The sequence below is a fragment of the Streptacidiphilus melanogenes genome (assembly GCF_000787835.1).
Lineage (GTDB): Bacteria > Actinomycetota > Actinomycetes > Streptomycetales > Streptomycetaceae > Streptacidiphilus > Streptacidiphilus melanogenes.
This window is the reverse complement of the sequence record NZ_BBPP01000024.1, coordinates 115,170-126,562: the sequence shown is the minus strand read 5'-3', so window position 1 is coordinate 126,562 and position 11,393 is coordinate 115,170. Positions and strand designations below refer to the sequence as shown.

The following is an 11,393-nucleotide window of genomic DNA, read 5'->3' as shown; positions in this document are numbered from 1 at the left end:
TGTGGTCCCTCGGGTCGGAGGTCGGTCGTCAGCCGCCGGTGTGGGCGGTGTACTCGTCGGCGGAGAGGAGACCCTCGGGCTCGCCCTCCAGTCGGAGCTTGAACAGCCAGCCGCCCTCGAAGGGAGCGGAGTTGACCAGCGCCGGGTCGTCGATGACGGCCTGGTTGACCTCGACGACCTCGCCGGCAGCCGGGGTGTAGAGGTCGCTCACGGACTTGGTCGACTCCAGCTCGCCCACGGTCTCGCCAGCGGCGACGGTGCGGCCGACGTCGGGCAGGTCCACGTAGACGACGTCACCGAGGGCGTCGGCGGCGAAGGCGGTGATGCCCACGGTGGCCACACCGTCCTCGGTGGCCGTCAGCCACTCGTGCTCCTTGCTGTACGTGAGGTGCTGGGGGTTGCTCATGACGCGATTCTCCCGGAGAGGTGTGGGTACGGCGAAACGGGGGCCGAGGACCCCTGGGCAAGTCTGGCGAGGCGGAGCGCCCGCTGCCCGGCGGGCGCGCTCGCCTTCGTGCGCTCTGTGGATCGGTGGCTGGGGCGCCAGTATCAGCGCGCGCGCTTGTAGAACGGCAGGGCGACGACCTCGACCGGCTCGTGCGTGCCGCGCACGTCCACGGCGACCTGTGCGCCCGGCGTGGCGTGGGCGGCGTCGACGTAGGCCATGGCGATCGGCTTGCCCAGCGTCGGGGAGGGCGCGCCGGAGGTGATCGAGCCGATCACGGTGCCCGTGGCGTCCACGACGTTCATCTCGGCGCGCGGCACGCGGCGGCCGGGGGAGACCAGGCCGACCAGGACGCGCGGCGGGTGGGCGGCGGCCTGCTCGGCCGCCTTCTCCAGCGCGGCGCGGCCGACGAACTCGCCGCCGCTCGTCGTCTTGTCGAAGCGGACCACGCGGCCCAGACCGGCGTCGAAGGGGGTGAGCGAGGTGTTCAGCTCGTGCCCGTACAGCGGCATCCCGGCCTCCAGGCGCAGGGTGTCGCGGCAGGAGAGACCGCAGGGGATCAGCCCGTACGAGGCGCCCGCCTCGGTCAGCGCCTGCCACAGGGCCACGGCGTCGCCGGGGGCGACGAACAGCTCGAAGCCGTCCTCGCCGGTGTAACCCGTCCGCGCCAGCAGCGCCGGGCGGCCGGCCACGGTGGCGGGCAGGCAGGTGTAGTACTTCAGACCCGGCAGGTCGGCGTCGGTGAGCGAGCCGAGGATGGCGGGCGAGTCGGGGCCCTGCACGGCGATCAGCGCATAGGCGTCGCGGTCGTCGCGGACGGTGGCGTCGAACCCGTCGACCCGGGCGGTCAGCTCGTCCAGGACCAGCTGCGCATTGGAGGCGTTGGCGACGACCATGAACGCGTCCTCGCCGGTGCGGTAGACGATGAGGTCGTCCAGGATGCCGCCGTCGGCGGCGCAGATCATGGTGTAGCGGGCCTTGTTCACGGCCAGCGCGGAGACGAAGCCGACCAGCGCGTGGTCCAGCATCTCGCCGGCCTGCGGGCCCGAGACGGTGATCTCGCCCATGTGGGAGAGGTCGAAGAGGCCCGCCTTGGTGCGGACGGCGTTGTGCTCCTCGCGCTCGCTGCCGTAGCGCAGCGGCATGTCCCAGCCGGCGAAGTCGGTCATGGTGGCGCCGAGGTCGCGGTGGACGGCGTCCAGCGCGGTCAGGCGAAGAGACATCGGTGATCTCCTAGCAATCAGGGCATGCTGCGGCGGGGCTTGCAGGGCCCCTCCCCGTCTGTCGCTGCAACCTGAGAGCTTCACCGCGCGAGCGGCTTGCACCGTGGGTGGACCAGCCCCGTACTCCAGGATGACTGGTCGCTTTCCAGAACTGCCTCGCCCGTGCGGTGTGGTGCCTGAGAGATTCGGGGGAGGGCTTGCTCCTTCGGCGCCGGCGGACATCCCACGAAGGGGGTGTCGCCGAGCTCTCCCGCGCGGGTTCGATCGGCCGATATGCGATTGTGGACGGGCTCATCATGGCATGACGCCGCAGCTGTGGCGAACAGGTGGAGGACAGCGTGCACGAGTACGGGGGCGTCCCGCATCAGGGGCTGCAGGCGGGGCTGCAGGCGGGGGTCTGGCCGGAGAACGAGCTGGAGCTGGCCCTCGCCGCCTCCGTCGGGAACCCGGGCGCGACGCCGCGGGTGATGGAGGTGCTGAGCCGCAGCCATGTCTGGGTGCCGATGCCGGCCGGCCCGACCCGTGACGGAGTCACCCTCGACCTGCCCACGACCGAGCTCGCGGGTCAGCCGTTCGTGCCCGTCTTCAGCTCGGAAACGCAGCTGCGCGCGGTGGCCGGCCCGGAGATGTCGTACGCCATCGCCCCCGTCAAGGAGCTGGCCCGCGGTCTGCCGCAGGGCGTGGGCATCGCGGTCAACCCCGAGGGCGCGGTCGGTCTGCCCGTCCCGGCGGCCGGCGTGCCCGACCTCTGCGGCGACCCCGCCGAGGAGGGGGTGCGGATGACGGCCTGGGAGCCCGAGCCGCACGAGGAGCCCTACGACTACCTGGCCGCAGCGGCGGGCGAACTGGCCGCGCTGCCGGTCGTGCTGACGGCCCGTCGCGCTTTCGTGCAGGTGGAGGACGACCAGGCCAAGCTGTTCGTCGGCGTCCAGCTGGCCCGCTACGAGCCGGAGGACCACCAGGCCGTCGGTCTGGCGCTGGGCCGCGCGCTCGGCGCGGTCCCGCTGCCGTGCGAGGTCTCCCTCGTCCTGTTGGACGCCGTCACCGAGGACCCGGCGGCGCGGTGGATGCTGAGCACGGTGGCGCCGTTCTTCGCGCGGTGAGGGCGCTCGGGGGCGCGCGGCGGGGCTGCGTCTATTACTCAGCTCCACCCGAGTACGAGACGGGTGGTTCTCCCCTCCCCGTCCTCACTAGGCTCGACATGCCGGGGAACGTCGAGGGGGCGGACTGAGAATGATCGAGAGCGCGCTGCGGGAGCTCGTGCCCGGTCGTGGCGACCAGTACGAGCAGTACGAGGCACTGCTGCACGCGGTCGCCGGCTCCCAGCTGTGGATGCTGCTGTGGCACGGGGCGCCGGGGGGCTCCGACGCCCAGTACGGCAGCCTCGAGGTCGACGGCTACGGGTACGCGCCCTGCGTCACCTCCGCGGAGGCACTCGCCGCGTCGGGGTGGACGCGGCATCACCAGGTGGCCTCGGGGGCCGAGGTGGCCGCCGCGCTGTACCGGGAGCGCTGGGGACTGTGGCTGAACCCGCATCAGAGCGGCGGCGGGGTCGGCATTCCCTGGGCGGACCTGCGCCGGATCGCCGGGGGACTGGACCGGCTGCCGGCCGGGCCGCTGGTGCTGTCGACGGTGGACTCGCGGCCTCCGGCGGTGCCCGAGGAGGTGGGGAGTCCGGTGGCTACGGCCGAGTTCTTCCGCCAACTCCTGGTGGCCGCAAGCGAAACTCCGGTTGTGTCCTCTCTGCGTAGGGCTTGGGTTGAACCATCCTGCGGTGAACCCTATGTCGCCATTGGCCTTGATATTGCCGATTCGTCCGATTCGTCCGTTGCATCGGTCCACCGAATGATGCGACAGGCATTGCCCTATGCACCGCAGGGTCTTCCGATCTCGACGGTCGCGCTCGCCGATCCTTATGACCAAGTTGCGGCGTGGATGACGCTGCGGATGCCCCCGTTTTACGAACGCGGCTGACATGTCCTGACACTTCCCTCAGTGGTGTCATCTGAGCCCCTGACCTGCGAAGATTCTTTCTACGCGCGTTGTTCCAGGCGCCCCACGGGCGCCCGCCGTGTCGCCCCGACCTCCGTGAATCGGCGTATTCGCAGGTTGCGGCTTTGCATCGGCGCAGGTCACGGTTAGGAAACCATTGCCCGACGGGTCTTTCCCGGTAGCGCGGGCTTGATGAAGAGTTCTGCAACAAGCCGCGGCGGCCAGGGGTCGGTCCGGCCTCGTCACCGACGGATTCCTCGGGCACACCCGCGCCGGAAGGGTCATCGGTGACTCCTGCATGCGGAGCCACACCGTTTCCACCCAGGCACCACCTGACCGCGTGTCAGGCGGCACCGCACCACCCGCAGCAGCACCGCACCACCGCAGCAACGCACCACCGCACCGAAGCACTTCAGCTTTCCGCACAGCACTTGGCACCACTAGTGAACTGCGACCGCGTCCTTGGACCCGCTCTTCTACCCGGAGCGCGTCCTGGCGGGTCGGCCGGGCACCGTGTGCCGGTCACCACCGGCTTGGGGGTCTTCTCCATATGACTGCGCCACTCCACGACTCCGGGACCGCGACACTGGAAGTTCCAGCTGACCAGGCTCCCGTAAAGATCACCGGAAGGTCGCCAGGGCGCATCGCCTGGGACCGTCTGAAGAAGGACAAGGTCGCCCTCGGCGGAGGGCTGGTGGTCCTGCTGCTGATCCTCGTGGCCATCCTCGCGCCGGTGCTGACCTCGCTGTTCGGGCACCCGACCGACGAGCTCCACACCGACCAGCTGGACCCCAACCTCGGCACCCCCAAGGGGGCGTTGGGCGGAATCAGCGGCAACTTCCTGCTCGGTGTCGACCCGGTCTTCGGCCACGACATCTTCAGCCGCATCGTCTACGGCGCGCAGATCTCGCTGATCGTCGCCTTCGGTGCGGCGATGCTCGCGGTCATCATCGGTGTGCTCCTCGGCATGGCCGCGGGCTTCCTCGGCGGCTGGGTCGACACGGCCATCAGCCGCACCATGGACGTGCTGCTGGCCTTCCCCCAGCTGCTCTTCTCCATCGCGCTGGTGTCGGTCATGCCCGACAAGGTCTTCGGTTTCTCCGGCAGCTCGCCGCGCATCTTCGTGCTCATCTTCGTGATCGGCTTCTTCGGCTGGCCGTACATCGGCCGCATCGTCCGCGGCCAGACCCTCTCCATGCGTGAGCGCGAGTTCGTGGAGGCCGCGCGGAGCCTGGGCGCCGGCCGGATCTACATCCTGCTCAAGGAGCTGCTGCCGAACCTGATCGCGCCGATCCTGGTCTACACGACGCTGATGATCCCCACGAACATCCTGAACGAGGCCGCCCTGAGCTTCCTCGGCGTGGGTGTCCGGCCGCCGACGCCCTCCTGGGGCCAGATGCTCTCCGACGCGGTCACCTACTTCACCATCGACCCGATGTACATGGTCATCCCGGGTCTGGCGATCTTCATCACCGTGCTGAGCTTCAACCTCTTCGGCGACGGGCTGCGCGACGCGCTCGACCCGAAGGGCAACTAGACCACCGGGCCCACGTGGCCCGGAACAGGACCCGGTGGAGGGCAGCGGCTCGTCCATCCGGCCGCCGGGGCTGGCTCCCACAGCCCCGGAATCTTATGGAGGTTGACACCAAGTGATTATCCGCAACAGGGCCCTCGCGGCCGTGGCCGTGGTCGGGGCCGTCGCCCTGACGGCGTCCGCGTGCGGCGGGTCCAAGGGCACTGGCTCCAGCAGCGACGCTGCCGGCAAGTCCAGCTTCAATGCCGCTGTCACCAGCATCGTGAACCCGTCCACCAAGAAGGGCGGCACGCTTCAGTTCTGGGCCAACCAGGACGTCGACTCGCTGGACCCGACCCGCTCGTACTACGCCTTCGCGTGGGACCTGCAGCGCCTGTACGCGCGCACCCTGCTGACCTACCCGTCGCAGCCGGGCACCGCGGGCCTGCAGCTCACCCCCGACCTGGCGTCGGCGATGCCGACGATCAGCAACGGCGGCAAGACCTACACCTTCAAGCTGCGCTCCGGCCTGAAGTTCAGCGACGGCGCCGCGCTCACGTCCAAGGACGTGAAGTACGGCATCGAGCGTGACTTCGCCCAGGACGTGCTGCCCGGTGGCCCGGTCTACCTCCAGCAGATCCTCGACGAGGGCCAGAAGTACCCCGGCCCGTACAAGGACACCGACCCGAACAAGATGGGTCTGAAGTCGGTCCAGACGCCGGACCCGCAGACCATCGTGTTCAACCTGGCCGCGCCGAACTCGGACTTCGAGTACTACCTGGCCATGGGTGCCTCCACCCCGGTCGAGCAGGCCAAGGACACCGGTGCCAACTACCAGAAGGCCCCGCTGGCGACCGGCCCGTACATGATCCAGTCGTACACGCCGAACCAGGCGATCAAGTTCGTCCGGAACCCCAACTGGGACCAGTCGACCGACCCGGTCCGCAAGGCGCTGCCGGACGCGATCAACGTCACCATCACCACCAACGCCGACGACCTGGACAGCCGCCTGCTGGCCGGCACGGCGGACCTCGACATCGGCCAGGTCGGTGTCCAGACTGCGGCTCAGGCCAAGATCCTGACCAACCCGCAGCTGAAGGCGAACACGGACGACGCCCCCAACGGCTTCATCCGCTACATCGCCATGGACACCAAGGTCGCCCCGTTCAACAACGTCCACTGCCGCAAGGCCGTGGAGTACGCGGCGAACCCGACCGACCTGCAGACGGCCCGTGGTGGCCCGACCGCCGGTGCGATCGCCACCAACATGCTCCCGCCGAACATCCTGGGTCACGACAACTACGACCCGTACGGCCTGGCCGCGGGCAAGGCCCAGGTCGACAAGGCGAAGCAGGAGCTGGCGCTCTGCGGTCAGCCGAACGGCTTCAGCACGACCATCGCGGCTCGTAACAACAAGCCGAAGGAGGTCAAGACCGCCGAGGCGCTCCAGGCCTCGCTGAAGGCCGTGGGCATCAACCTCACCATCGACCAGTACGACGGTGCGCAGTCCTCCTCGGTCATCGGTGCCCCCTCCGTGGTGCACAAGAAGGGCTACGGCCTGATGGTCTTCGGCTGGGGCGCGGACTACCCGACCGCCTCCGGCTTCCTGAGCATGCTGGTCGACGGTCGTCAGATCCTCGCGGACGGTAACAACAACCTCTCCGAGATCAACGACCCGCAGATCAACTCGCTGATCGACAAGGCTGCCGCCGAGACCGACCCGAAGGCCGCCGCGGCTGACTACACCCAGATCAACCACATGGTCATGGACCAGGCGCTCTACCTGCCGGTGGTCTACGACCAGGCGCTCAACTACCGCAACCCCCGTCTGACCAACGTCGTCTTCCTGCAGGCGCTGGGCATGATCGACTTTGCGAGCCTGGGCACCTCCGACGGCAAGTGACGTTCCCCCGACGTCAGCAGAACCGACGTCTCACCTGTAAGCACAGCTAGACCGAAGGGCAGGTGAAGGCGGGTTGTGGGCGGTCGCCGCTCCCTACAGGGAGAGGCGGCCGCCCCCGGCCAGCCGAGCGCAGTGCTCCTGTACATCGTCCGACGACTCGTGAACGTGGTCGTCATGCTGCTGGTGGTCTCGATGATCACCTTTGGCATCTTCTTCATGGTGCCGAAGCTCACCGGCACCGACCCCGTCTACCTCTATGTCGGGAAGAACGCGACCCCGGCGGCGGTCGAGGGACTGCGCGTCAAGCTCGGCCTGGACAAGCCGCTGTACGAGCAGTACGGCTTGTACCTCAAGGGCATCGTGGTCGGCCGGGACTACTCGACCGGAACCGGCGTCGAGCACTGCCCGGCCCCCTGCCTGGGCCTGTCGGTCCAGAACGAGGACCCGGTCTGGGGCGACCTGACCAGTGACCTGCCCATCACCGCCTCGCTGGCGGCCGGCGCCTCCGTGCTCTGGCTGATCCTCGGGGTGGGCACCGGTGCGCTCTCCGCGCTCCGTAAACGCTCCATCGGCGACCGCGTCACCATGGTGACCGCGCTGGCCGGTGTCTCGCTGCCGATCTACTTCACCGGCCTGCTCTCGATCTACCTGTTCTGTTACACACTGAACTGGCTACCTGATCCGAGCTACGTGCCGCTCACACAGGATCCGGTCGGCTGGGCGCAGAACCTGATCCTTCCGTGGATCACCCTGGCCTTCCTGTACGCCGCCACGTACGCCCGACTGACCCGCGCCACGATGCTGGACGTCCTCGGCGAGGACTACATCCGCACCGCGCGCGCCAAGGGTCTGCCCGAGCGCATCGTCATCGGCAAGCACGCCATGCGGTCGACCATGACCCCGATCCTCACCGTCTTCGGTATGGACCTCGGTGGTCTGATCGGTGGGGCCGTCCTCACCGAGACCGTTTTCAACCTGCACGGCCTCGGCAACGCGGCGCTGCAGGGTATTCAGAAGAACGACCTGCCGATGATCATGGGCGTGACGCTGTTCGCCGCCTTCTTCATCGTGATGGCCAACCTGATCGTGGACCTCCTCTACGCGGCCGTCGACCCCCGAGTGAGGCTCGCATGACCAAGTCCGACTCCGCGAAGACCGAGGCCGTCATCGACGTGTCGGCCTCGTCCTCGGGCGCACCGACCTCCTTCCTTTCGGTCCGCAACCTGCGCTGCCACTTCCCGACGGACGACGGCATCGTCAAGTCCGTGGACGGCCTGAGCTTCGATCTCGAGCGTGGCAAGACCCTCGGCATCGTGGGCGAGTCCGGCTCCGGCAAGTCGGTGACCTCGCTGTCGATCATGGGTCTGCACCGCAATGTCGGCAAGAAGCGCGGCCCGCAGATCAGCGGTGAGATCTGGCTGGACGGCCAGGAGCTCATCAACGCCAACCCGGACGAGGTGCGCAAGCTCCGCGGCCAGAAGATGGCGATGATCTTCCAGGACCCGCTGACCGCGATGCACCCGTACTACACGGTGGGTCAGCAGATCACCGAGGGCCACCGCCAGCACAACCCGCAGGTCTCGAAGAAGGCCGCGCGCGAGCACGCGATCCAGCTGCTGGACCGCGTCGGCATCCCGCAGCCCGACAAGCGCGTGGACCAGCACCCGCACGAGTTCTCCGGCGGTATGCGCCAGCGCGCCATGATCGCCATGGCGCTGGCCAACGACCCGTCGCTGCTGATCGCGGACGAGCCGACCACCGCGCTCGACGTGACCGTGCAGGCGCAGATCCTGGACCTGATCCGGGACCTGCAGAAGGAGTTCGGCTCCTCGGTCATCATCATCACGCACGACCTCGGCGTGGTCGCCGAGCTCGCCGACGACATCCTGGTGATGTACGGCGGCAAGTGCGTGGAGAAGGGGCCGGCGGACAAGATCTTCACCGAGCCGGAGCACCCCTACACCTGGGGTCTGCTCGGCTCGATGCCGCGCATCGACCGCGAGCTCCAGGACCGCCTCATCCCGGTCAAGGGCAACCCGCCGTCGCTGATCAACCTGCCGAGCGGCTGCGCCTTCCACCCGCGTTGCCCCTACGTGGACCGCACCGAGGGCAGGTCCACCACCGAGACGCCGCTGCTCACCAACGTGGGCGAGAACCACCTGGCGGCCTGTCACATGCCCCTGGAGGTCCGTCAGCAGATCTTCACCCAGGAGATCGCTCCCCGGCTCTAGCCGGTAGCAAGTCGAGGAGACGAAGAGACAATGAGTGAAGAGAGCTCGACGGCCACCGCGACCGTCCCGGCGCCCAAGGCGCCGGCCGCCTCGGAGGGCCAGGCGCTGCTCCAGGTGACCGACCTGGTCAAGCACTTCCCGATCAAGAAGGGTCTGCTGCAGCGTCAGGTCGGCGCCGTGCAGGCGGTCGACGGCCTGACCTTCGACGTCCGCCAGGGCGAGACCCTCGGCGTCGTGGGCGAGTCCGGCTGCGGCAAGTCGACCATGGGTCGACTGATCACCCGTCTGCTGGAGCCCACCTCCGGCAAGGTCACGTTCGAGGGGGTGGACATCACCCACCTCAACACGGCCAAGATGCGTCCGCTCCGGCGCGACATCCAGATGATCTTCCAGGACCCGTACTCCTCGCTCAACCCGAGGCACACGGTCGGCACGATCGTCGGGGCGCCGTTCCGCCTGCAGGGCATCAAGACCGAGAACGGCATCAAGGCCGCGGTCCAGGACCTGCTCCAGACCTGTGGTCTCAACCCGGAGCACTACAACCGCTACCCGCACGAGTTCTCCGGCGGCCAGCGTCAGCGCATCGGCATCGCCCGCGCGCTGGCCCTGCGGCCGAAGATGATCGTCGCGGACGAGCCGGTCTCGGCGCTGGACGTGTCGATCCAGGCGCAGGTCGTCAACCTGCTGGACGACCTCCAGCAGGAGCTGGGCCTCACCTACGTGGTGATCGCCCACGACCTGTCCGTGGTGCGCCACGTGTCCGACCGCGTCGCGGTGATGTACCTGGGCAAGATCGTCGAGATCGCCGACCGGGACTCCCTCTACGCGTCGCCGATGCACCCGTACACCAACGCGCTGATGTCCGCGGTGCCGGTGCCGGACCCGACCCGCAAGGGCGAGAGCAGTCGGATCCTGCTCACCGGCGACGTGCCCTCCCCGGTCAACCCGCCCTCCGGCTGCCACTTCCGCACCCGCTGCTGGAAGGCGACGGACAAGTGCGCCGAGGTCGAGCCGCCGCTGGTGGCGCTGAAGACCGGCCACCAGGTGGCCTGCCACTTCCCGGAGAACGCGCCGTCGTCGGCCGTCGTGGCCGAGACGATCACCGTCTCCCAGGCCGCGAGCGACGCGGTGGCGAAGGCCGCCGAGACCGCCGCCGCGGAGAAGGAGGCCGACAAGGCCGAGGCCACGGCTGCGGAGGCCGTCGTGGTCGAGGACGCTCCGGCCGCCGAGGCTGCCGAGACCGCCGCCGAGGAGTCGACGGACGAGGCTGCCGCCGAGGAGGCTGCTGCGGAGGAGACCTCCGAGGAGGCCTCCGAGGAGAGCGCCGCGCCGAAGGCCGACACGGAGAGCTGAGCCGAGGGCTCACGCCCCCGTCACGAGGTCATTCCGCATTTCCCTGTAGAAATGCGGGGTGACCTCGCAGCTTTTCTCGCCCGACGTCGAGCAGGTGCTCGACCTCTCCGGCATCTTCGTCTTCGCACTCTCCGGCGGCCTGATGGCGGTGCGCAAGAACTTCGACGTCTTCGGCATCGCGGTGCTGGCCGAGGTGACGGCGCTGGGCGGGGGAGTCATCCGCGACCTGATCATCGGCGCGATTCCGCCGGCCGCCTTCACCGACACCGGCTACTTCGTCACACCGCTGGTGGCGACCGTCGTCGTCTTCTTCCTGCACCCCGAGGTGGCGCGGATCAACCGGACGGTGCAGACCCTGGACGCCCTCGGCCTCGGGCTGTTCTGCGTCACCGGCACCGCCAAGGCCCACGACTACGGGCTCGGCGTGGTCGCCTCCATCGCCCTCGGCACGATCACCGCCGCCGGTGGCGGCGTCATCCGTGACGTGCTCGCCAACGAGACACCGTCCCTGCTGCGTTGGGACCGTTCGCTGTACGCCGTGCCCGCCATCGTCGGCAGCGCCCTGACCGCCCTGCTGATCTCCACGGACTCGCTGGGCGCGGTCACCGGAAGCGCGTCCGCGCTGTTCGCCTTCGGCACCCGCATGCTGGCCATACGCTACGAGTGGCGCGCCCCGCGCGCCTGGCACCGCGGCAGTTCCAACACCGGCGAGGCGTAGGACCGACCCGGCCTC

At 68.9% G+C, this 11,393-nt stretch carries 10 protein-coding genes and 1 riboswitch; of the genes, 8 read left to right on the top strand and 2 right to left on the bottom strand.

Features of this window, described 5'->3' with window-relative positions:
- Positions 1-28: 28 nt before the first annotated feature.
- Positions 29-406 (bottom strand): glycine cleavage system protein GcvH, encoded by a 378-nt coding sequence (gene gcvH / locus TR49_RS24145; protein WP_042385046.1) that lies wholly within the window; start codon positions 404-406, stop codon positions 29-31.
- A 143-nt stretch (positions 407-549) separates the two neighbouring features.
- The gene (gene gcvT, locus TR49_RS24140; RefSeq protein ID WP_042385043.1) at positions 550-1,668 is read right to left on the bottom strand and encodes a glycine cleavage system aminomethyltransferase GcvT; all 1,119 of its coding nucleotides are present in this window, start codon (positions 1,666-1,668) and stop codon (positions 550-552) included.
- A gap of 155 nt (positions 1,669-1,823) precedes the next feature.
- Positions 1,824-1,931, bottom strand: a riboswitch (glycine riboswitch).
- 75 nt (positions 1,932-2,006) lie between these two features.
- On the opposite strand from gcvT, the gene TR49_RS24135 reads away from it, so the two are divergent.
- The 8 genes from TR49_RS24135 to TR49_RS24100 all read left to right on the top strand — a co-directional run bounded on the left by TR49_RS24135 (position 2,007) and on the right by TR49_RS24100 (position 11,378).
- On the top strand, positions 2,007-2,771 hold the full coding sequence (locus tag TR49_RS24135; RefSeq protein ID WP_042385100.1) for an enhanced serine sensitivity protein SseB C-terminal domain-containing protein: 765 nt from the start codon (positions 2,007-2,009) through the stop codon (positions 2,769-2,771).
- A 130-nt stretch (positions 2,772-2,901) separates the two neighbouring features.
- Complete coding sequence (locus tag TR49_RS24130; protein ID WP_042385041.1) at positions 2,902-3,642, top strand: enhanced serine sensitivity protein SseB C-terminal domain-containing protein; 741 nt, start codon at positions 2,902-2,904, stop codon at positions 3,640-3,642.
- A 568-nt stretch (positions 3,643-4,210) separates the two neighbouring features.
- Positions 4,211-5,197 (top strand): ABC transporter permease, encoded by a 987-nt coding sequence (locus tag TR49_RS24125; RefSeq protein ID WP_084725347.1) that lies wholly within the window; start codon positions 4,211-4,213, stop codon positions 5,195-5,197.
- A 112-nt stretch (positions 5,198-5,309) separates the two neighbouring features.
- On the top strand, positions 5,310-7,076 hold the full coding sequence (locus TR49_RS24120) for an ABC transporter substrate-binding protein (protein ID WP_042385038.1): 1,767 nt from the start codon (positions 5,310-5,312) through the stop codon (positions 7,074-7,076).
- Positions 7,077-7,208: 132 nt separating this feature from the next.
- On the top strand, positions 7,209-8,210 hold the full coding sequence (locus TR49_RS24115; RefSeq protein WP_042385035.1) for an ABC transporter permease: 1,002 nt from the start codon (positions 7,209-7,211) through the stop codon (positions 8,208-8,210).
- Entirely contained in the window at positions 8,207-9,307 is a 1,101-nt protein-coding gene (locus TR49_RS24110; RefSeq protein WP_042385032.1) for an ABC transporter ATP-binding protein, read from the top strand. The genes TR49_RS24115 and TR49_RS24110 overlap by 4 nt, the downstream gene beginning before the upstream one ends.
- Before the next feature lie 30 nt (positions 9,308-9,337).
- On the top strand, positions 9,338-10,660 hold the full coding sequence (locus tag TR49_RS24105) for an ABC transporter ATP-binding protein (protein ID WP_042385031.1): 1,323 nt from the start codon (positions 9,338-9,340) through the stop codon (positions 10,658-10,660).
- Positions 10,661-10,718: 58 nt separating this feature from the next.
- Positions 10,719-11,378 carry a trimeric intracellular cation channel family protein gene (locus TR49_RS24100; RefSeq protein WP_042385029.1) on the top strand — a complete coding sequence of 220 codons (660 nt, stop codon included), beginning with the start codon at positions 10,719-10,721 and terminating at the stop codon, positions 11,376-11,378.
- The last annotated feature ends 15 nt before the right edge of the window (positions 11,379-11,393 follow it).